This is a genomic window from Ruegeria sp. (assembly GCF_028066395.1).
In the GTDB taxonomy this organism is placed as follows: domain Bacteria; phylum Pseudomonadota; class Alphaproteobacteria; order Rhodobacterales; family Rhodobacteraceae; genus Ruegeria.
In genome coordinates, this window is sequence record NZ_JALCBM010000009.1 from 7,940 (window position 1) to 28,914 (window position 20,975).

Below are 20,975 nucleotides of genomic sequence, written 5' to 3' on the forward strand. Positions count from 1 at the left end.
CATCGTGCATCTCGGGCCGTCCGGGTCGGGCCACAAGATGAAATTGCTCAACAATTTCATGGCGATGGGATATGGCGCGCTCTATGCTGAGGCGCTGGCCCTGTCGCGTAAGGTCGGCATCAGCATCGAACAGTTCGATTCGGTCCTGCGCGGGTCGCGGATGGATTGCGGGTTCTACCAGACGTTCATGGGCTATGCGGTCGAAGGCAACCCCGAGGCGCATAAATTCACCCTGACCAACGCCCATAAGGACATGCGCTATCTGGCGAACATGGCCAATGCGGCGGGCCTGTCCAATCCGCTGGGCGCGGCGATCAAGAACTCTTACGCGCTGGCAGTCAATGCCGGTGGCACGGGCCCCGAGGATTACGTGCCGCATCTGGTGGATTTCATTGCCCGCGCCAACGGGCTGGAGCCCAAGAAGACCTGATGTAACCGGCCCGGAAATCTCCGGCCCCCTCTTTCGCCTGTCCTCAACCCGTGTCATCTAAGAACTGGAATATGTTTTCGGCCTTCCTGCGAAAAAGGGTGAACCATGTCGTGGATCAAGACGTTCAAGGGGCTGAGCCGCCTGCCAAAGGACATCCGGGCCGAGTTGGAAGGCGGCAGTCGGATCATCTCGGTCCCTGCCGGTACGGTGATTTTTGCGCCGGGCCAATCCGCCGACAATCTGCTGTTGCTGCTGGACGGTACGGTGCGGGTCCAGCAACGATCCGACACGGGACGAGAGGTCTTTCTGTATCGGGTCCACGCCGGTGAAAGCTGCGTTCTGACCACCGCCTGCATGCTGGCCTTCGATGATTACGCCGCTGACGGGATTGCCGAGACGGATGTGACCGCCGTGGCCATCCCGCGGCAGGTTTTCGATGACCTGCTGGCCCGTTCTCCGGTGTTTCGCGAATTTGTGCTGACTGCATATGCAAGGCGGATCACCGATCTGTTCACCCTGATCGACGATATCGTGTTCCAGCGCCTGGATGTGCGGCTGGCTGCTCGCCTGCTGGAACTGGCTGACGCGGGCGGCGTCGTGTGCGCCACCCACGCGGTGCTGGGCACCGAACTTGGCACCGCGCGCGAGGTGATCTCGCGCACCTTGTCCGAATTCCAAAGACGCGGCTGGGTGGCGCAATCGCGGGGTGAACTGCGCCTGACCGACCGCGCCGGGCTAGAGCGGCTGGCCCGCTCGGCAGGTGCCGAAGTGTAGAAATGTCCCGGTTTGGTGACCATGTCACCAAAGCCCGGTGCCCCCATGTGCAATGCTGCCGCCATCGCATTTTGATGGAGCGCACAATGACAACCAATATGGGACTGATCGACCGGAGGCTGCGGTTGATACTGACGGCGGCATTGCTGATTTTCGCAATGGGCTCAGCCTCGGGCCTGCTTTTTTGGCTGGCACTGATCGGTGCGGCGGTGTTCGCCCTGACCGCCATCTTCGGCACTGCCCTCTGTACCGGCTGATCGGTCTCAGGACCTGTCGGGAGTGTGATTGATGCAGACCGCATTCACCCCTTGGGCCTCATTGTCAGGTGGCGTTCTGATCGGCCTGTCGGCGACCATGCTGATGCTGGTTCTGGGTCGTGTGATGGGTGCCACGGGCATCCTTGCCGGTCTGCTGCGGCCGCAATCGGCGGAGGATTTCGCCTGGCGCGCCACCCTGTTGGCCGGAATGGTGACCGCTCCGCTGGCCGTGCGGCTGGTGACCGGAGACATGCCCTCCCTGCAATTTCCGACCTCAACCGCTGCGCTGGTGCTGGGGGGTGTCATTGTCGGGTTGGGCGTAACCTATGGGGCGGGTTGCACCTCGGGCCATGGTGTGTGCGGCATGGCCCGGCTCAGCCTCAGATCCATCGTGGCGACAGTGACTTTCATGGTGTTCACCTTCGCCACCGTTTTCGTCACCCGCCATATGATTGGGGGCTAAGCAATGAGGCTGATCGCAACCTATCTGATCGGGCTGATCTTTGGGGTCGGGATTTCGATTTCGGGCATGTCGAACCCGGCGAAAGTTCTGAGCTTCTTTGACATATTAGGGCCTTGGGACCCGTCGTTAATCTTTGTAATGGGCGGGGCGCTGGTCACCACCTTTATCGGCTACCGGCTGGTCTTTGGCCGCGCGGCCCCGCTCTGTACCCCCGCCTTCAACCTGCCAGTGTCACGCCGGATCGACGCAAAGCTTATCGGTGGGTCGGCCGTGTTCGGCATCGGCTGGGGCCTCTCGGGCTTCTGCCCCGGTGGTGCGTTGCCCGCGCTTGGCACCGGAACATGGCAGGTCTTTGCCTTTGTAGCCGCCATGGTGGCCGGGATCACCCTGGCCCGGTTCTTGCAATCCCCCGCACCAGCCCAGACCAAAGGAGCGTTGAGATGACCCCCTACCCCGTGAACATGACCGTCAAACCGGACGTGCAGGGATTTTTCGACGCAGCCACCAACACGATCAGCTATATCGTGAAAGACCCGTGCTCGAACGCCTGCGCCATTGTCGACAGCGTGATGGATATTGATTACGCAGCAGGCCGTATCACCTTTGATCACGCCGATACGCTGATCCGCGTGATTACCGAACAGGGGCTGCGGCTGGATTGGATCATCGAAACCCATGTCCATGCTGATCACCTGTCTGCCGCACCTTACATTCAGGGCAAACTGGGCGGCAAGATCGGGGTCGGGTCGAAAATCACCGTGGTACAGGACACGTTCGGCAAGGTCTTCAACGAAGGCACCGCGTTCCAGCGCGACGGATCGCAATTCGATGCGCTGTTTGAGGATGGCGACACCTACAGGATCGGTCAGATGCAGTGTTTTGCCATCCATACACCCGGCCACACCCCCGCCTGCATGGTGCATGTAATGGGGGATGCGGCCTTTGTCGGAGATACGCTGTTCATGCCCGACGGCGGTTCGGCCCGTGCCGATTTCCCCGGTGGGGATGCGGGAGAGCTGTATGACTCGATCCAGAAAGTGCTGGCCCTGCCGAATGAGACCCGGCTGTTCATGTGTCACGATTACGGCCCAGGCGGGCGCGATATCGCGTGGGAGACGACGGTGGCCGAGGAAAAGGCCCATAACATCCATGTTGGCGGTGGCAAAACCAAAGAGGAATTCGTTACTTTCCGCACCGAACGTGATGCGACGCTGGGTATGCCCAATCTGATCATCCCGTCCCTGCAAGTGAACATGCGTGCAGGCGAGGTGCCCAAAGATGCCGACGGCAGGCCGATGCTGAAAGTGCCGGTCAACGGGTTATGACATCGCGAATGGGTCAGCACTCAGAACGGAGTTTACTTTAACGCTCTGGCCAGAAACCGGCGCGTGGCTTCGCAATTTGGAGTCTCGAAAAGGGTTTCCGGCGGGCCTTCCTCGATGACGCGGCCGTCTTTCAGAAAACACACTTTGTCTGCGGCCTCGCGTGCAAAACCCATCTCATGGGTGGCCATCACCATCGTCATGCCCTGCTTTTTCAGCATCAGAAGGACATCCAGAACCTCACTGACCAGTTGCGGGTCCAGCGCCGAGGTGATCTCGTCGAACAGCATGACCTCGGGGCGCATGGCCAGCGCACGGACGATGGCGACGCGTTGTTGCTGACCGCCCGACAACTGGTCGGGGTAGTGATGCATCTTGTCCGCCAAGCCGAACCTGTCAAACAGCGCCTCGATCTCGGGCTGAAGCTGGGCGCGGGTCAGGCCACGCACGCGGCGGGGGGCGAGCATGACGTTTTCCAGCGCCGTCATGTGTGGAAACAGGTTGAAGCTTTGGAACACGATCCCGATACGCGCGCGGATGGATTGCGGGTCAAGGCCGGGGGCCGAGATATCCTCGCCATCCAGATAGATCGCCCCGTCTTCGATGGGTTCCAGCAGGTTGATGCAGCGCAGCAGCGTGGATTTGCCACCGCCCGAGGCACCGATCAGGCAGACCGTCTGACCCTCACCCACCGTCAGGTCGATCCCGTCGCAGACCGTGCGGTCGCCGAAACGTTTGACGACGCCTTGCAGTTCCAGTTTGGGCATCAGCGGCGCTCTCGCATTTGGCGGGCCAAGAGGTGATCGGCATAACGGGTGGCAGGGACGGTCACGATCAGAAAGATGATCGCCGCGCCCACATAGGGGGTGAAATTGGCCAGAAGCGATTTGAACACCCCGGCCTGACGGAAGATCTCGACCGGGCCGATGAAGCTGAGCAGTGAGACGTCCTTTTGCAGGGCGATCAGCATGTTCATCTGCGATGGTACCACGTTGCGGATGGCTTGTGGCAGCACCACGTCACGCATCACTTGCCGCTCAGACAGGCCCAGCGACAGGCCAGCGGCGCGTTGGCTGTGATGCACGCTGTCTATGCCGGATCGGAAAATCTCGGCCACATAAGCCGAATAGGTCAGGATCAAGGCCAGCGAGCCCCAGATATAGGGGGAATTCCATGGGCGGGGCAGCCCGAGGCCGGGGATGCCGAAGCCGATCAGATAGACGGTCAGGATCACCGGCACGCCGCGAAAGATGTCGGTGAAGGCAGCGCCAAAGATACGCAGTGGAAACAGCGCGGGCGATTTTGCGTCCCGTGCCAAGGCGATAAGAAGGCCCAGCACCGCAATCGCCGGGGCGGACCAGGCGAAGATCATGACATTGATGCGAAAGGCCTCAATCAGCTTGGGGAAGGTTTTGACCAGAACGTCCCAGTTGAAAAAGCTCTGCTGCACCTTTGCCCAGCCCGGCGCCAAGGGCACCAGCACGTAAAGTGCGACGATGACGGTGAGTGTACTTGTAGCGGCGATTGCGATCGAGCGGCGCCGTTGCTGCGCCTCATATCGTTCGCGGCGGGTCATGCCCGCCGCCTTGGACTTGCTCATGCTATTTGATCAGGGGAACACCTGTGGTGTCCTGCAGCCATTTCGCCTCGATCTCGGCCAGTTGGCCGCTTTCAACCAAGCTTGCCAGCGCTTCGTCGATGCAGGGTTTCAGCGGGTTGCCGTCCTCCATCAGCATGCCGAACTGATCAGGGTTGTCGCTTTGATCCGGCGCGAACTGGCCGATGACTTTTGATCCTTCGATCATCACCGCGCTCAGGAACAGGGCGGTCGGCAGGTCGAACAGCGCCGCGTCGATCTGATTGGCGCTCATCGCGGCATTCACATCGGCATTGTCGCCATACAGAAGCGGATCGCTGTCGGGTTGGATGATCGCGGCGAGTTTCGGCACGGCGGTGGTCGAACCCACGGCCCCCCACTTCAGCCCTTTCAGCGCGTCCAGCGTCGGGGCTGTGTCGGTTGCGCCCGGGCTGACCAGAACGGCCATCGGCGCGGTGTAGTAAGGGGCCGAGAAATCGACCACCTGATCCCGCTCGGGCGTGATCGAGTATTGCTGCATGTTGACGTCAAATTCTTTGGCGCCGGGCTGGATCGCTTCGTCAAAGGACGAGCGGACCCAGATCACGTCATCGGGCCCAAAACCCATCTCGGCGGCGACGGCATAGGCTACGGCGGCCTCGAACCCCTCGCCGTTTTCGGGTGCATCGTCCAGAACCCATGGGTAATAGGCCGGATTTCCGGTGGCTATGGTGAATTTCCCTTCGGTCAGGGTTTTGCCTGCGGCGCAGGTGCCTTCGGCATAAGCCGCCGTGGAAAACGCAAACGCAGCAGCCGTAATCGCGAGTATTCTGGACATCGGTTCAAACCTCCTGTTGGGCTGTTTTGCGGTTACGGTAGTTGGGCCTTGATGCGGTGTCCAGCCAGTCAGATGTCGGATTTTCATGCGGTTAACCCTGCGGAAAGGGTCTGTGGGGCAGATTGAATGCCTGAACGCGACTCACTTTTCCGCTGCGGTGAAACCCCCGGCGATAAAGTTACGGAATGGAAGGAACACCGCCCTGACGCTACCAAGCCCTGCCCTTTTCGGGCATTTTGTCGCCGACCGGGGACACTAATGTTTTGCCGTCTCTCCGGTCACCCGGAACCGGTTCAAAAGATGCCTGTTTTCCGCAGTGGGACGGCGCGCCCTGAGGCTTGGTACAAGGCACCCAAGCTGCCTTGAGGCACGCAGGCTCGGCGTGTTTCTGCTGGATTTTCATCCCATGCGGGGCGCAGCTGGCTCATTTTCTGCGCCAAGACTACAAACCGCCGTTGTTCGAGCCCCGGCGCGCCGATATACGTTTAGATATTGAGCCGCCTCAGCACCGTCACTACCGGTCGGGCTCGCGTGGGGATATTAAGGACTGACAGTCGTGTTTTTTAGAAATCGAACGCCTGCGCCGCAGCGGCAGGAATTGCTGAATGTAACGCGTCAGGGCACCATGTTCGTGGCGCTGGCGTTTTTGTTCAGCATCTTCGTGAACCTGCTGATGCTGACCGGACCGCTGTTCATGCTGCAGGTCTATGACCGGGTTCTGGGATCACGCTCGGTCGAGACTCTGACGGCGTTGTTCCTGCTGGTGGCGTTGCTTTATGCGCTGATGGCGATGCTGGATTATGCAAGGGGCCGGATCGTGGCCCGGTTCGGCGCCCGGTTCCAGTCGATGCTGGATGAGCGCGTGTTCGAGGCCACCATGCGCCGGTCACTGTTTCCGCAGGTCCGTTCGGCCCCGGCGACGGCACTGCGTGATCTGGAATCGATCCGGGCGCTGTTTGCCTCGCCTGTGTTTCTGGCGGTCATGGACATTCCATGGACACCGATCTTTCTGGCGGCGATTTTCCTGTTTCACCCGCTGCTGGGCTGGCTGGCGGTCGGTGGCGGGGCCGTATTGGTTGCCATCGCCGTGATCAACCAGGCGATGACCCATCGCAAGGTGGCGGAGGCGCAAGGAGCCACGGCACAAGCCAATTCCTTCGCCGAACATGCACGGCAAGCGGCCGAGGTGGTGCGCTCGCAGGGCATGCAGGGCGATGTGACCACCCGGTGGCTGAAAAAGCGGACCGAGGCGCTGTCGCAGACCATCGCGGCGAATGACTGGACCGGCAGCTTTACCTCGCTGACCAAATCGCTGCGCCTGTTTTTGCAATCGGCGATGCTGGCGCTGGGGGCGTGGCTGGTGCTGCGCAACGAGATGACGCCGGGCGCGATGATTGCGGGTTCGATCCTGCTGGGCCGCGCGCTGGCCCCGGTCGAGATGGCGGTGGGCCAATGGGCACTGATCGAACGCGCGCGCACGGCGTGGGCATCGTTGAGCAAATTCCTTGACACCACCCCGCCCGAAGAAAAACGCACCAAACTGCCGGCCCCTGCCGGCCGTCTGGTCGCCAAGGGTCTGACGGTGATCCCGCCCGGCATCAAGACCCCGACCCTGCGCAATGCCTCGCTGAATCTGGAACCCGGAAAGGCGCTGGGTGTGATCGGCAAAAGCGGTTCGGGCAAGACGACGCTGGCCAAGGCTTTGCTGGGTCTCTGGCAGCCTGCGGCGGGTGAGATACGACTGGGCGGCGCGACGCTGGATCAATATGATCCCGACGATCTGGGGCATCACATCGGATACCTGCCGCAACAGGTGACCCTGTTCAATGGCAGTGTGGCGGAAAACATCGCCCGCATGTCCGAAACGCCGGATGCGGCGGCTGTTGTCGCAGCGGCGAAAAAGGCCAATGCGCATGAGATGATTCTGGGCCTTGAAAAGGGCTATGACACGTTTCTGGAAGGCAATGACAGCCAGTTGTCCGGTGGGCAAAAACAACGGATTGCTTTGGCCCGTGCGCTGTATGGCGACCCGGTGCTGCTGATTCTGGACGAACCGAACTCGGCCCTGGATGCCGAGGGAACCGAGGCGCTGAATGCCGCCGTGCGGGGCCTCAAATCCGCCGGGAAGGCGGCGATCATCATGACGCACCGCCCGCAGGCAATCTCGGAATGTGATGATCTGGTGGTTGTCGAAAAGGGCCAGATCGTCAAATCCGGCGCACGGGATGAGGTTCTGGGATCGATGGTGCAGAACGCGAATGTCATCAAACGGCATCTGAACAAGGTGGGTGAGAAATGATCGGCTCGAAGGAAAGCAGCGCCTGGCAGATCACGGTTCCGGCCATCGTCGGATTTGTGGCATTGGGTATTCTGGTCGTCGGTCTGGGGGTCTGGAGCATCCGGACCGAGTTGGCGGGGGCCGTCATCTCGCAAGGCATCGTCGAGGTGCAGAGCAACCGGCAGGTGATCGAACATCCCGATGGCGGGGTTGTCGGCGAAATTCTGGTCCGTGACGGCGACAATGTGGCGCGCGGTGATCTGCTGCTGCGTCTGGACGACACGTTTCTGGCCTCGGAAAACACCATTGTTGAATCGCAGCTGTTCGAATTGCTGGCCCGCAAGGCCCGGTTGGAGGCCGAGCGTGACAATGCCCGCGAACAGGAATTGGCGGATCGGTTCGAGGTGCTGCAACAAGAGGAACGGATCGATCCCGCGCTGCTGGCCGGACAACAGCGCCTGTTTGCCGCGCGTCTGAACACTCTGACCCAGCAAACTGAGCAATTGGGCAATCAGCGCGTTCAGATTGAAAGCGAGATTGAAGGGACCCAGGCGCAGCTGGTCTCCTTGCGCACGCAACTGGACCTGATCGCCAACGAATTGGCGGATCAGGAGGGCCTGCTGGAACGCGGCCTGACGCAGGCCAGCCGCGTCTCGGCCCTGCAACGGGAACAGGCCAGCCTGACGGGTGAAATCGGGCGTCTTGAGGCCTCGGTCGCGCGGCTGAAGGGCGAGATTGCCACGACCGAGATTCAGATCGTCGAATTGAAAGCCACCCGCCGGGAAGAGGCCATTACCGAGCTGCGCGATGTCGAGGCCCGTGTGGTCGAGCTGTCGGAACAGCGCCTGTCGCTGACCGAGCGGATGTCGCGTCTGGATATCCGTGCCCCGGTAGCGGGTACGGTCTATGACAGTCAGGTTTTTGCCCTGCAATCCGTGATCCAACCGGCCGAACCGATGATGTATGTGGTGCCACAGGACACGCCTTTGGTGGTGGCTGCGCGGGTGGACGCGATCCATGTGGATCAGTTGCATCGCGGGCAAGAGGTTGCCCTGCGCTTCCCCGCTTTCAACCAGCAGGAAACGCCCGAGCTTTATGGTCACGTCCTTAACGTCTCGGCGGATACGTTCACCGATGAAAGCACTGGCTTCACCTTTTACCGGGCCGAGGTCGTACCGGATGATGGTCAGTTGGAGCGTCTGGATGGGCAGGAGTTGCTGCCCGGCATGCCGGTCGAAGCGATGATCAAGACCGACGAACGCACCCCGCTGTCCTATCTGGTCAAGCCGATGGCTGACTATTTCTACCGGGCCTTCCGCGAGTAGACGGTCAGACGGCCTCGACATTGCCCAACAGGATCGAGGTCATGTCGGCGGACACCGCCCCGTCCACGATAGTGACGGACACGCCGGTGTCGTAGCTGACATTGGTTCGGGTGATGCCTGACAAGTCCGCATCGGCGTCCAGAAACACCCATTCCGCGTCGTGGGCAGTTTCCAGACCCACGGCCACTTGCAGGATGGCCAGCGCGTCCAGCGCGTTGATTGTGCCGTCTTGCGTGATGTCCGCGGCAATCAGGTTCTCGGGTGTGGCGGGGCCGAATGTGGGATCAAGGCCAACCGCGATACGCAGCACTTGTAGCGCATCCAGCGCAGTGATCTGGGCGCTGGCGGTGGAATAGGATTTCACGATATCCAGGTCGCCGGTAAAGGTGCCGTCCGGTACATCCAGTACGAATTCCCCCTGATCATTGGCCTGCGCGGTGATGGTTGCACCGCCATCGGGGGTGAACTGAACCTCGGCCCCCTGCAGGGCCGGGTTTGCGGTGTCGGACTCAATATGCACCGCCCCCAGGACGCCGGGGGCCGCATTGGTGTCCGGGTCGTTGTTCAGGTTCACCGGAATATGGTCCGGCCCATCGAACCCCGCGCCAAAGATATCGGTACTGGTCAGAGGCCCGCCCGAGGCCGAGATGATCTCGATCGTTTCGTCACGGTATTGAATCTGCGCGCCCTGAGCGGTGGAGGTGACATTCAGCTGTGTGGGTGAGCGCAGAAACGAAAAATCGGTCAGGTCCAGCCGGTCTGTTCCGGCCTGAAAATCGGTGATTGTGGTCGGGCCGCTGCTTTCGCGCATAACAAAGATATCCGCACCCGCGCCTCCAGTCATTGTTGTGGCACTGGTGCCGGTGATCAGGATGTCGTCCCCTGCCCCACCATCCAGAACCGTGTCCAGAATGCCGCCGCTGAGCATGTCGCCCTGCGCCGTGCCAGTCACCGTGCCATATCCCTGCCGGATGTCGCCCAGATCCGAGATATCGACGCTCAGCTGCGTCAGTCCGGCATCCTGTTGCGAGGCCGCAAAAATCTGCAACTGATCGCCGACACGCGCAACGCTCAGCGATTCGACGTTTTGCAGGCCCGAGGACAAGGTGTCCTCGAAACTGTCCAGATGGATCAACTGCCCGTCCGGCGTCAGCGTGAACAGGGTGACCCCGTCATCCCCTCCGCCCGCGACGATGAAGACACGGCCTGAGACCTCGACAACCGAGATGTCCTGAACATCGCCGAACCTTGTGTGCAGCGTGTCCAGCGCGTGATTGGTTGGCGTCAGTTGACCGTCGCTGCCCAGTTCCAGAACGCTTAGGGAATTGCTGCCAGCGCCCGCCACGATCACCCATGACGCGCCATAGGCTTCGACGGTTTCCAGTGCAGTGGGGGCGTTGACGCCCAGCATCTGAAGGGCCGAGTTGCCGGTGATTTCCGTCAATGCCCCAGTGCCGGGATCAATGGAATAGGTGGTGATGGCATTGCTGGCCGTATCTGCCGCGATGACGAATTGGCTGGTGCCCGAGTGCAAGGTTTGCAGGAAATCGGCCTGGGCCGTCACCGATCCGGCGGCGCTGAGCGATCCGTCATTGTTGATATGATAGGTCCGAATATGTCCGGTATCGGTATGGGCCAACGTCAGAAGGTCAGTTGCCCCGACGGATACCTGCACCGCAGCGCCGATATCCCCGCCCCCGGTCAAAGTGCCGGTTTCCTGCAGCGTGCCAAATGTGCCATCGGCGTTCAGCCCATAGCTGACCAGCCCGGTCGCCCCATCCACATTCAGAATCAGGTGATCACTGCCCGCCAGTGTCACCGGAATTCCGCTGCGCCCAACCTGCTGGGTGATGGTGACACTGTAATATTGCTGATCCAAAAGCACCGGCGCGGCCCCATCCACAAGGTGCCAGGCGACAATACCACCGCCAATCCCGGACAGGCTGAACAGATACGTTTCCCCGTTAAACGTTTTTAAAGCCGTATCGCCGATACCTGAATCAAGAGCCGTGGCCCCCGTTGCCACCACCGTTTCGAACTGAAGCCTCATTTCGCTCACCCCACAGGCCACCCCTGGCCTCAGCAACAGGTTGAGCCGACGCGAAGGCCGGAACCAGAGCAGGAATGTGGTGAAAACAGGGAGTTCGGTTTCAGTTTAACTCAAGTTTTTCCGGTCCGGTCGCAGCGGATACCGGGCGACAACACAGATGAATAAATCCCTGCGATTTCCGGGGTGCAGCCCGGTTGATTGCAGCCACCAGATATGAGGGCATCATGACCAAGAAACCCGTTTCGACGACCCCGCGTTCAGACGCTTTGCCCGAGGACGGGCGCAACCGTCATGTCCGCAAATGGATCGATGGCAAGTTGCGGAAATGGGCCGGGCGTGGGCTGGCCGGTGGGCTGGGCTCGACCCTGATGGCCCTGCCCGCGCTGGCGCAGGCGACGGATGCGGAACTGGCAGCGTTTCAGTTTGCAGAATCGATCCCCGGTGTGCGGTCAGTCAAGCTGCTGTCCAATGGGGATCTGCAGTTGAAGATGGTCGATGGCCGGACGCTGATTGTGGCTGCCGAGAACGTGCAGGTTCTGGACAACGGGGCGATCATGGTCGCCGATGCGGTTGTCGGTGAAATCACCGAATTCAGCGCCGCAGCCGAAGGTGCGGGCGCGGCCTCTGGTGGTTTGGGCGGTATCGGGGCCGTGGCCGGTGGTCTCGGGCTGGCCGGCGCGGCGGCGGCAGGTGGCGGCGGCGGTGATGATGCGCCAGCGACCGCTCCACCCGCCCCTGCCCCGGCATTGCCGAGCCTCAATCTTGCCGGGTTGCAGGCAAGCGCCTTGAACAACACCAGTGCCAATCTGAGGACCCCTGAGGGTGCAGCGACGGTCGAAATCACAATTGGGGGGTTGGTAAAGACAGTCACGGTAGACGTTGATGGCAATTGGAGCCTGTCGCTGACCCAGGCTGAAGCCACCGGCCTGTCGCAGGGCACGACGACCATTACGGTCCGCAATCTGGACGCCATGGGAGCGGAGATTTCCGTTCAGACAGTTGACTACATTGTTGATACGGTCCCACCAACCATCGGCATTTCGGGGTTTTCGGCAGGTGCGGTTCTGAATGCCGCCGAACAAGGGGCAGATCTGACCATCACAGGTACGACGGATGCTGAAAATGGTCAGATCGTGACGGTCACGCTGAACGGCCAGACCTATACGGGCACCGTGTCAAACGGCGGCTGGAGCGTTGCTGTCCCCGCAGGGGATCTGACAGCCCTGTCCGACGCCTCGACCATCGCTGTCACCGCTGACGTGTCGGACACTGCAGGCAATCCCGCCAGTCAGGCCAGTGGCAGTTTCGACACGGATTTCAACGCGCCAGCGGTGACGCTGGATGCGGTGGCCGGGGGCTCGATTGATCTTGTGGATGTTGGCGGCGATCTGGTTCTGACGGGCACGACCACCGCCGAAGATGGCCAGACGGTGACCATTACCTTTGAGGGGCAGGACTACACCGGAACCGCCTCGGGCGGCGGGTGGAGCGTGACAATCCCCAATGCCGATCTGACGGGCCTGTCAACCGGTACTCCGGCGGCGATCAGCGTTGCGGTCAGCGACGCGGCGGGCAACCCGGCAGCCCCGGTTTCGGTGTCGGTGCCGGTCGATCTGACCGGGCCCTCGATTTCGATTGCGCCGTTGTCGGTGGGTGCGGCGATCAACGCCGCCGAAGTCGGCTCGGACCTTACTATCAGCGGTACAACGGGCAATGTGCCCGATGGCCAACAAGTGACGGTAACTCTGGATGGGCAGACTTATACCGGCACCGTATCCGGCGGCAATTGGTCGGTGACCGTTCCCAACGCCGATCTGGGTGCGCTATCCGATGGTGGCAGTTTTACCGTGACGGCGGATGTGGCGGATGCAGATGGGCTTGTCGCACCACAAGCAAGCGTTGGCGTGACCAAGGACGTCACCGCCCCGACCCTCAGCATCGACAGCTTCTCGGACGGCGCGGTGATGAGCGCGGCGGAACAGGGCACCGATCTGACCATATCCGGATCGACCACGGCCGAAGATGGCCAGACCGTGACCGTCACGTTGAACGGGCAGAGCTATACCGGTGCTGCCTCAGGCGGTGGTTGGAGCGTGACCGTCCCCGCCGCTGATCTTGGCGCATTGTCGAATGGTGCGACGGTTGCGGTGACTGCGGATGTTTCGGATGTCGCAGGCAACCCGGCCGTGCAGGCCACAAACAGCTTCGATACGGACTTCACACCGCCCAGCCTGACCATTTCCACCCTCTCGGACGGTGCAGTGATGAATGCCGCAGAGCAAGGCACGGACTTGACGGTGACAGGCACCTCGGATGCACCGGACGGCACCGTGGTGACCGTTGAAATTACCCGCCCCGATGGGACTGTGGATGTCTCGGGCACCGCCACCGTCACCGGAGGCAACTGGACCTACACTGCTTCGGCGGCCTCGCTTTCGGGTCTTCAGGATGCTGAGAGCTACGACGTGAATGCTTCGATCTCGGACGTGGCGGGCAACGAAAACAGTACCTCTGCCAGCTTTGATACTGATTTCAGCGCTCCTTCAATCACCTTGGACCCGCTGCCCGTGGGGGGCCAGTTGGATATCGTGGAACAAGGGTCGGATCTGATGATCTCAGGTACGACCACAGCCGAGGACGGCCAGATCGTAACCGTCACGCTTGGCGGGCAGAGCTATACCGGTGCGGTGTCAGGGGGCACCTGGGCTGTCACGGTTCCCAGTGCCGATCTGACCGGGTTGGCGGATAGCACCAGCCACACCATCACGGCGTCAGTTGAGGATGCGGCAGGCAATCCTGCGTCGGATGCAACAACGTCGGTCACCACTGATTTCCGACCGCTCTTGAACATCAACCCAGTCGGAACCAACGATGCCGTTGCGTTGAGTGACGCGCAGGCGAGCGGCCTGACGGTGACGGGCACATCGGTGGGTCTGGCAGCCGGGCAGTCGGTGGATGTCACACTCAATTCCGTCTCGGTCGGCAGCGCCACGGTCGCTGCGGACGGAAGCTGGAGCCTGACCGTCCCGGCGTCGGACTTCGCAGGGCTTGGCGCGGGAGATTCCATGGATTTCGGAGCTCAGGCAACCGTTTCCGGCGGGCCTGATCCAGCCCCTGCCTCGGATCAGGTGACGGCGCATGTGCCTGCCGCCTATGTCATCACCGAGGTCGGTCAAAGCGGGTCGACGATTACGTTCGAAATCTATGCCGATACGGATCGGGACACATCCAGCGGCCTTGCAGTGACGGCCGATCTTGAATTCGATCCATCGGTTGTGACATTCGACAGCGGATCAGACGTGGAAAACGGCGATTTCGACCTGTTTCTGGTCAATACCCCCAGCCCAACGACGGTCAGTTTCGCAGGCGCCGCCACCAGCTATGGGGATCTGTCGCAACCCATCGTTACCTTCACCATGACTGTTCAGGATCCGACCAAGCCGATCGAGTTCACAATAACGACCACGGATGGCGGCCCTTCGCAATTCGTCTTGGGCACGGGCGGCAATGATACCCTGTCCGGGTCCAGTATCGACGATGTGATCCGAGGTGGGGCCGGTGACGACAATATCGACCTGAGCGGCGCTGGACGGGATATCGTTGTGCTGGAGGCCAGCCCAACGGCCAACGGTGTCGACACGATTAGCGGGTTCACACTGGGCTCAGAGACAGACGTGGCAGATGCGCTGATGTTCCAGGGGCTGGATGTCACAACGCTGCGCGGGGACGGTTCGGGTTTTGAAACCTTGAATGTCGGCGATGCTCTGGGGACGAACACTGGATTTGTCGGGCTGCAGACCACCTTGTCGGATTTGACATCCGACACGATTGCCACTGCCGTTGAGGGGCTTACAGGTGCTCTGTCAGGGGATGAAATCTATGTTCTGGCCACTGACGGCACGGACAGCGTTCTGGTCAAGGTCGATTACACGGCACCGGACACCGCATCGGTTGAAACGCTGGCCCAGTTCGACGGGCTTTCTGATCTGAGCGGTTTGACGGCGGACAACATCCTCCACACGGATCCGACAGGCGCATCCGCCTGACTGGTTACCAAAAAATTAGGTGATGCGGGCGGTTCGCGTCACCCTTTCACAGACAAAGGGTTGATATGGCACAGAATGGCCTTTTCCCCGTCAGTATCAGTCGGCACAAAGATCGTTACTGGCGTCCGTTCACTTCGTATAGCTTCGCCCGCGGATTGCGTGAAAGCATTCTTGTAGCAGCCGAAATCCTACCCGCCGCCGCGGCGCTTCCAATTGCGTTCCGTCAGCAGGAGGAAGGGGTTCTACCGGTCGCGCTTCTTTCAATGGATGAGGAGGCGGATACTCCTGTCGTCTCGGCAGGCGGTCAGTGGTTGGCGGGCTATGTCCCTTCAGCTTTGCGGTGCCATCCCTTTTGCGCCGAACCCGTAAAGGACGCGGTCGGTTCGTCCCGCCTCTGTGTGGATGAGGCATCTGGTCTAGTAACCACAAACAGGCACGACCAGGCATTTTTTGCCGAGACCGGTGATCTGGCACCTGAGTTGCGCGACATCCTTAGCTTTTTCCAGGCCCGTCAGTTTGCCTTGGCCGAGACGCAAAAACTCTGCACCCTACTGGAAAAGATGGGTCTGCTCACGCCGCTTGACCGGCATGAAGGGCATCGGCTGCCTGATGGTCTGATGGGCGTCAGCGGGAAACGTCTTGAGCGCCTGTCCCAGGCCCAAATGACGCTTCTTCTCAACTCTGGCGCGTTGCAAATGATCCATGCGCATCAGGTTTCCCTATCTCATTGCGGTTGGCTGTCCCGGGCGCGGCAACAGATCACGACGACATCTGCAAATAGTGAGGATCTGAGCGGCTTCATAACAGCTCTGGCAACGGATGCGGCGAACCCGCATATCGAATGGGAGGCCGCCCATGCAGTTTGATTGTGCGCACCGCGTTTTAGGTGTCCTAGCGGGACTTCTGCTTGCCTCGGCCTGCACGCAACCGCCGGATTTGGCGGTTGTCGAGATGTCTTTTGCAGAGGGCAGTACAGGCGCCGGGGCAGCCCGAGCTTCAAAACCGGTTACCCAAAGCCCGTTTGGCAAACGGGTGCGGGCTGCGGTTGAAAGCAGCCCCAATCTGGCGCAAAGCGACACCAGAATGGATATCGCACGGGCCGAGCAGGATGCCGCAAAAGGAGCATTTCTGCCGCAGGTCTCCTTGGGCGTAAATGCGCGTTCGGAACGGATCGATTCAGATATCGCGGATGTTTCACCCTATTTGCGCGTGTCTCAACTGGTCTATGACGGCGGGGCTGCAATTGGCGACCTGACAGCCGCCCGCGCACGGGTTCTGGAAAGTCGGGGAGATCAGATTCAAACCGCGGCGGCAACAGCTTTGGCAGCCATCGAAACCTATGTCTTGGTCCTGGATCACCGTGAAATCGCGAAGATCATGGGCCTGAATGTCGAGGTTCACAAAGAGATCGAGCAACAGATTTCGGACCGTGTCTCCGGCGGTCTGGGCTCGAATGCCGACGTATTGACGGCGCGGTCCCGGGTCGCTGATGCCCGCACCAGATTTGCCGAGGCGCGCGCCCGTGTGGATCAGGCCGAGGCCCGGTTTCGCGAGGTATTCGGATCTGCTCCGGGCGCACTGACGCCGCCGGTCGCCGCGCCGGATTTGAACCGTTCTGATGCGCAGGTTGTGTTGGATAGCCCGCAAATTCGCCGCGCGGACGCCCGTTTGATGGCAGCCAAGGCAGAGTGGGCCGCCGCACAGGCGCGGCGTCAGCCGGATATTCGTGTCGCTGCCTTTGCCAATCAGGACGACACTCGGGATGCCAATTTTGGTGTCGATCTGTCCGTAAACTATGAATTGGATAGCACCGGGCAGCGTCGCGCAGCGATTGCTGCCGCTGCCGCCCGCGTCACGGAAGCAGAGGCCGCCCGCGAAACCCTGCGTCGTGAAATCGGGCGTGAGCTGGAGTTCATTCGTTCGGATCAAAAGGTTGGTGCGGAACGATTGCGAGATGCACAGGTTGCCGTACGGGCAAACGCGGATAGTGTGGCGGCTGCCCGGGCCCAGTTCACGATTGGACGCCGCAGTCTGATCGAAATTCTGGACGCGCAGCGGGACTATGTGAACGCTCAGGAACGTCTGATCCTGGCGAAACAGAATTTCTTCCTGACGAACTACGCGGCGCTGAGCCTGACGGGCGACATTCTCGACCTCTTTGGCATTACGCTCAGGCAATGGAGTGGCCTGCAATGATCGACCTGCCCCTGTCCGATCTTGAGGCCTGCGTGCTGCATGTCGCCTCGACATTGGAACGTCCCCTGACCGTTGCAACACTTCATGCGGTGCAATCGGGTACGGATGGGGCCCTGACCGTACGTGATGCGATTGCAGCGGCAAATCGGGTGGGACTTCAGGCCGGGTTTGGTGCGCGAAAGCTGAAGGCATTCGATCCGGCCTTGGCACCCGCCATCCTGCTGTTGGAGGGGAACAGGGCGGTTGTCTATCACGGGCGCTCGCCCACCGGAGACCTGCTGATCCACGATCCGGCGATCGGCGGCGGCATCGGAGAGTTGAGTGAAAACCAGTTGCGCGACAGTTACAGCGGCTATGCCTTGCTGTTTCGCCGTGAGCATCAGGAGACTGGCGCAGCCGAGACCAGCCGCCCGTCGCGCCATTGGTTCTGGTCTGCGCTGGCCGCCAACCGCTGGTCTTACACGCAGGTCGCGCTGGCGGCGGCGCTGGCGAATGTTCTGGGGCTGTCTACCTCGGTCTTCATCATGATCGTCTATGACCGGGTTTTGCCCAATGAGGCGACCGAATCCCTGATCGCGCTCACCACCGGCGTGGGTTTGGCATTGATTTTTGATTTCATTCTCAAGATCTTGCGCGCAGGTTTCATTGATCGCGCCGGGCAAAATGCCGACATGTTCATGGGGCGCAGGGTCTTTGATCAGTTGCTGAACATCCGCATGACCTCTCGCACCGGATCAACCGGTGCTATGGCCAGCACGGTGCGTGAATTCGAGACACTGCGCGAATTTTTCACCTCGGCCACACTGGTGGCGGTGGTTGATCTGCCCTTCATCGGTCTGTTTGTCTTCACGATCTACATGATTGGCGGACCACTGGCCCTGATCCCGGCGTTGGCTGTTCCGGTTGTGTTGTTGACCGGCATCGCCATACAGCCGCTGCTGTCGCGCTTGGCCGAGCAGAGCTTTGCCGACGGTCAGTCAAAACAGTCGGTTTTGGTTGAGGCTGTGACGGGTCTGGAAACCATCAAGACCACCGCCGCCGGGCGTCAGATGCGCAACCGTTGGGAAGGCGCTATCGAACGGCAATCGGATCACGGCATGCGCAGCCGGGCCATCACTCAGTTCGCGCTGAACCTGACCGGCTTCACCCAGCAGGCGGCGCAGGTTCTGATCGTATTTTACGGTGTTTTTCTGATTGCCGAGGGACAGACCAGCATGGGCGCGCTTGTCGCCTCAGTCATGCTGACGGGTCGGGCGCTGGCCCCGCTGGGGCAATTGGCCCAGACACTTACGCGCCTCAATCAGGCCCGCAGCGCCTATCGGAACCTGAACAATCTGATGCGGGCTGAAAGTGAACGCCCCGAAGGCCGTACATGGATCAACCGGCCCCGAATTGACGGTGGGATCACTTTCAACAACGTTTATTTTGCCTATCCCGATCAGGTTGACGATGCGCTGAAAGGGGTCTCGTTTTCCATTGCACCGGGGGAAAAGGTGGCGATCCTGGGGCGCATCGGCTCGGGCAAAAGCACGGTGGCACGGTTGCTGCTGGGGCTCTATCAGCCTCGGGTCGGTTCGGTAATGTTGGACGGGCTGGATATCCGGCAGATTGATCCGGGGGATTTGCGGCGCAATATCGGTTCGGTATTGCAGGATGTCTGGCTGTTCTCGGGGTCGGTGCGGGATAATATAACGGCAGGGGCAGTTCGGCCCCGGGATGAGGATTTGATCCGTGCGGGCCGCATCGCAGGGGTGGATGGGTTCGTGAACCGTCACCCCAGTGGATATGACATGCAACTGGCTGAGCGGGGCGAAGGGTTGTCCGGCGGTCAGCGACAGGCCATCACCCTGGCGCGGGCGTTGATCGGGCACCCTCCGGTTCTGTTGCTGGACGAACCGACCAGCGCGATGGATGTGAAGAATGAAAGCGAAGTCATCGCGCGGCTGAAAGAAGCAACCAATGACACTACGCTGGTGATCGTGACCCACCGCACCAGCCTGTTGGAGCTGGTCGACCGCGTCATTGTGATCGAGGATGGCAAGGTCGGTGCGGATGGACCAAAGAGCATTCTGACCCAGCACGTCACCAAACCCCGGAGGCATCTGAATGTCGCGGCATCCTGATCTGGAGTCATTGGTGCGAGAGATGCGGGGGCGTGCTCCGCTGCGTGGTTCGCTGTTGCTGCTGGTGATATTAGCGTGCCTTGCGGTGGCTGGGGTATGGGCGCATCTGACCGAGCTGGATGACGTGGTGCGCGCCGACGGGCGTATCGTGCCGTCCGGTGATATCCAACTGATCGAGGCGACCGAACCGGGCATCCTTCAGGCGCTGCATGTGCGCGAAGGACAGGTGGTGGACGCGGACGCGTTGCTGATGGAGTTCGACGCCACGCAGATCGACAGCGAATTGAGTCAGGAACAGCAGCGTGCCTATGGTCTGATGGCCCAAGCCCAGCGGTTGCAGGCAGAGATCGACGATATGGACCTGACCTTCGAAGCCAGATTGATCCAGGGCGCACCGGACGTGGTTCGCTCGGAAACCGCCTTGTATCAGGGGCGACAGGCTGAATTGACTGCCGAAATCGCCATACTGGAACGGCAGCGGCAACAGCGGCAACAGGAATATGAAGAAGGTCTGGTTGATCAGGTCATGGCGACCGAAACTCTGGCGGTTCTGGCCGAAGAACGTGCGATGATGGCGCCGTTGGTGAAACAACGGATGGAGCCGGCGACGACTTTGTTGGCCCTGCGCCGCAGCGAGGCGGAATGGAAAGGTCGCAAAGTCCGGGCTGAAGCCGTGATCACGCGGTTGCAGTCAGGACTGGATGAGGTTGACGATCGCATCAGATCCACCCGCAGCCGGTTCCGCAGTGCTGCCCTGACCGATCTGGCCGTGGTCACGGCTGAACTTGCCGCGCTGCAACCCGCCCTGCCCGCCTTGCGCAACCGGGCCGAGCGTGCGCAAGTGCGCACACCGATGCGGGGGGTGGTCAATCGCATTCACCGCTCGACCATCGGCGGGCTGGCGCGCAGCGGCGAGGAGTTGATCGAGATTGTTCCGTTGGACGAGTCACTGTTGGTCGAAGCCTATGTCAGGCCAGAGGACATCGGGTTCCTGCATGCGGGGCAACGGGTCAAGGTCAAGATCACCGCTTATGATTTTGCCCGATATGGCGGTTTGCAAGGTGAGATCATTCGGATCGGGGCCAATACGATCACACGCTCGGAACGCAATGACGAGGAGGTGTTCGTGGTCGAGATTCGCACCGAAAACACCATGCTGGATGCCGGTGGTGTTGCCGTCGAAATCATTCCGGGCATGATCGCCGAAGTTGATATCCTGTCGGGACGCAAAACGGTTCTGGAATATCTGATCCAGCCGGTTCTGAAGATCAAGGATCAGGCGTTGCGGGAGTAACGG

Annotated in this window: 17 protein-coding genes; 13 read left to right on the forward strand and 4 right to left on the reverse strand. The window is 60.8% G+C overall.

The window, feature by feature from the left end; translation table 11 throughout:
• The 6 genes from MPJ51_RS04855 to MPJ51_RS04880 all read left to right on the forward strand — a co-directional run.
• Positions 1–430 (forward strand): NAD-binding protein (locus tag MPJ51_RS04855; RefSeq protein WP_298382574.1); only part of this gene is annotated, 430 nt, incomplete at its 5' end.
• Between the two features lie 105 nt (positions 431–535).
• The gene (locus MPJ51_RS04860; RefSeq protein WP_298382576.1) at positions 536–1,204 is read left to right on the forward strand and encodes a Crp/Fnr family transcriptional regulator; all 669 of its coding nucleotides are present in this window, start codon (positions 536–538) and stop codon (positions 1,202–1,204) included.
• 98 nt (positions 1,205–1,302) lie between these two features.
• Positions 1,303–1,461, forward strand: a complete 159-nt coding sequence (locus tag MPJ51_RS04865; RefSeq protein WP_298382579.1) for a YgaP-like transmembrane domain — start codon at positions 1,303–1,305, stop codon at positions 1,459–1,461.
• 31 nt (positions 1,462–1,492) lie between these two features.
• Positions 1,493–1,924, forward strand: a complete 432-nt coding sequence (locus MPJ51_RS04870; protein WP_298382582.1) for a YeeE/YedE thiosulfate transporter family protein — start codon at positions 1,493–1,495, stop codon at positions 1,922–1,924.
• Between the two features lie 3 nt (positions 1,925–1,927).
• Positions 1,928–2,368 (forward strand): DUF6691 family protein, encoded by a 441-nt coding sequence (locus MPJ51_RS04875; protein WP_298382585.1) that lies wholly within the window; start codon positions 1,928–1,930, stop codon positions 2,366–2,368.
• Positions 2,365–3,249 carry an MBL fold metallo-hydrolase gene (locus MPJ51_RS04880; RefSeq protein WP_298382588.1) on the forward strand — a complete coding sequence of 295 codons (885 nt, stop codon included), beginning with the start codon at positions 2,365–2,367 and terminating at the stop codon, positions 3,247–3,249. The genes MPJ51_RS04875 and MPJ51_RS04880 overlap by 4 nt, the downstream gene beginning before the upstream one ends.
• Positions 3,250–3,281: 32 nt before the next feature.
• On the opposite strand, the gene MPJ51_RS04885 is transcribed toward MPJ51_RS04880, so the two are convergent.
• From MPJ51_RS04885 to MPJ51_RS04895, 3 genes are read right to left on the reverse strand one after another with little or no spacing between them, the layout of a single operon-like run.
• Positions 3,282–4,013, reverse strand: coding sequence for an amino acid ABC transporter ATP-binding protein (locus MPJ51_RS04885; RefSeq protein WP_298382591.1), 732 nt, complete (start codon positions 4,011–4,013; stop codon positions 3,282–3,284).
• Complete coding sequence (locus MPJ51_RS04890) at positions 4,013–4,846, reverse strand: amino acid ABC transporter permease (protein ID WP_298382594.1); 834 nt, start codon at positions 4,844–4,846, stop codon at positions 4,013–4,015. The genes MPJ51_RS04885 and MPJ51_RS04890 overlap by 1 nt, the downstream gene beginning before the upstream one ends.
• A 1-nt stretch (position 4,847) precedes the next feature.
• Positions 4,848–5,660: an ABC transporter substrate-binding protein gene (locus MPJ51_RS04895; protein ID WP_298382597.1), complete on the reverse strand. Its 813-nt coding sequence runs from the start codon at positions 5,658–5,660 to the stop codon at positions 4,848–4,850.
• A gap of 625 nt (positions 5,661–6,285) precedes the next feature.
• Between MPJ51_RS04895 and MPJ51_RS04900 the strand changes: the two genes are divergently transcribed.
• Positions 6,286–7,959, forward strand: coding sequence for a type I secretion system permease/ATPase (locus MPJ51_RS04900; RefSeq protein ID WP_298382745.1), 1,674 nt, complete (start codon positions 6,286–6,288; stop codon positions 7,957–7,959).
• Positions 7,956–9,263 (forward strand): HlyD family type I secretion periplasmic adaptor subunit, encoded by a 1,308-nt coding sequence (locus MPJ51_RS04905; protein ID WP_298382600.1) that lies wholly within the window; start codon positions 7,956–7,958, stop codon positions 9,261–9,263. The genes MPJ51_RS04900 and MPJ51_RS04905 overlap by 4 nt, the downstream gene beginning before the upstream one ends.
• Positions 9,264–9,267: 4 nt before the next feature.
• Here MPJ51_RS04905 and MPJ51_RS04910 read toward each other — a convergent pair whose 3' ends face one another.
• The gene (locus MPJ51_RS04910; RefSeq protein ID WP_298382602.1) at positions 9,268–11,313 is read right to left on the reverse strand and encodes a beta-propeller fold lactonase family protein; all 2,046 of its coding nucleotides are present in this window, start codon (positions 11,311–11,313) and stop codon (positions 9,268–9,270) included.
• A 224-nt stretch (positions 11,314–11,537) separates the two neighbouring features.
• Between MPJ51_RS04910 and MPJ51_RS04915 the strand changes: the two genes are divergently transcribed.
• From MPJ51_RS04915 to MPJ51_RS04935, 5 genes are all read left to right on the forward strand, one after another.
• Positions 11,538–15,359 carry an Ig-like domain-containing protein gene (locus tag MPJ51_RS04915; protein ID WP_298382605.1) on the forward strand — a complete coding sequence of 1,274 codons (3,822 nt, stop codon included), beginning with the start codon at positions 11,538–11,540 and terminating at the stop codon, positions 15,357–15,359.
• 65 nt (positions 15,360–15,424) lie between these two features.
• Complete coding sequence (locus MPJ51_RS04920; RefSeq protein ID WP_298382607.1) at positions 15,425–16,225, forward strand: SapC family protein; 801 nt, start codon at positions 15,425–15,427, stop codon at positions 16,223–16,225.
• Between the two features lie 85 nt (positions 16,226–16,310).
• A complete protein-coding gene (locus tag MPJ51_RS04925) occupies positions 16,311–17,555 on the forward strand; it encodes a TolC family protein (protein WP_298382611.1) in 1,245 nt (414 codons plus the stop codon).
• Entirely contained in the window at positions 17,552–19,678 is a 2,127-nt protein-coding gene (locus MPJ51_RS04930) for a type I secretion system permease/ATPase (RefSeq protein WP_298382614.1), read from the forward strand. The genes MPJ51_RS04925 and MPJ51_RS04930 overlap by 4 nt, the downstream gene beginning before the upstream one ends.
• Positions 19,662–20,972: an HlyD family type I secretion periplasmic adaptor subunit gene (locus MPJ51_RS04935; protein ID WP_298382617.1), complete on the forward strand. Its 1,311-nt coding sequence runs from the start codon at positions 19,662–19,664 to the stop codon at positions 20,970–20,972. Before MPJ51_RS04930 ends, MPJ51_RS04935 begins: the two co-directional genes overlap by 17 nt.
• Positions 20,973–20,975: the final 3 nt, after the last annotated feature.

Coding starts and splice junctions, on each gene's coding strand:
- MPJ51_RS04865 (WP_298382579.1), top strand. CDS start 1,303: ATGGGACTGATCGACCGGAGGCTGCGGTTGATACTGACGGCGGCATTG.
- MPJ51_RS04930 (WP_298382614.1), top strand. CDS start 17,552: ATGATCGACCTGCCCCTGTCCGATCTTGAGGCCTGCGTGCTGCATGTC.
- MPJ51_RS04885 (WP_298382591.1), bottom strand. CDS start 4,013: ATGCCCAAACTGGAACTGCAAGGCGTCGTCAAACGTTTCGGCGACCGC.
- MPJ51_RS04925 (WP_298382611.1), top strand. CDS start 16,311: ATGTCTTTTGCAGAGGGCAGTACAGGCGCCGGGGCAGCCCGAGCTTCA.
- MPJ51_RS04860 (WP_298382576.1), top strand. CDS start 536: ATGTCGTGGATCAAGACGTTCAAGGGGCTGAGCCGCCTGCCAAAGGAC.
- MPJ51_RS04935 (WP_298382617.1), top strand. CDS start 19,662: ATGTCGCGGCATCCTGATCTGGAGTCATTGGTGCGAGAGATGCGGGGG.
- MPJ51_RS04895 (WP_298382597.1), bottom strand. CDS start 5,660: ATGTCCAGAATACTCGCGATTACGGCTGCTGCGTTTGCGTTTTCCACG.
- MPJ51_RS04915 (WP_298382605.1), top strand. CDS start 11,538: ATGACCAAGAAACCCGTTTCGACGACCCCGCGTTCAGACGCTTTGCCC.
- MPJ51_RS04920 (WP_298382607.1), top strand. CDS start 15,425: ATGGCACAGAATGGCCTTTTCCCCGTCAGTATCAGTCGGCACAAAGAT.
- MPJ51_RS04870 (WP_298382582.1), top strand. CDS start 1,493: ATGCAGACCGCATTCACCCCTTGGGCCTCATTGTCAGGTGGCGTTCTG.
- MPJ51_RS04905 (WP_298382600.1), top strand. CDS start 7,956: ATGATCGGCTCGAAGGAAAGCAGCGCCTGGCAGATCACGGTTCCGGCC.
- MPJ51_RS04880 (WP_298382588.1), top strand. CDS start 2,365: ATGACCCCCTACCCCGTGAACATGACCGTCAAACCGGACGTGCAGGGA.
- MPJ51_RS04875 (WP_298382585.1), top strand. CDS start 1,928: ATGAGGCTGATCGCAACCTATCTGATCGGGCTGATCTTTGGGGTCGGG.
- MPJ51_RS04890 (WP_298382594.1), bottom strand. CDS start 4,846: ATGAGCAAGTCCAAGGCGGCGGGCATGACCCGCCGCGAACGATATGAG.
- MPJ51_RS04900 (WP_298382745.1), top strand. CDS start 6,286: ATGTTCGTGGCGCTGGCGTTTTTGTTCAGCATCTTCGTGAACCTGCTG.
- MPJ51_RS04910 (WP_298382602.1), bottom strand. CDS start 11,313: ATGAGGCTTCAGTTCGAAACGGTGGTGGCAACGGGGGCCACGGCTCTT.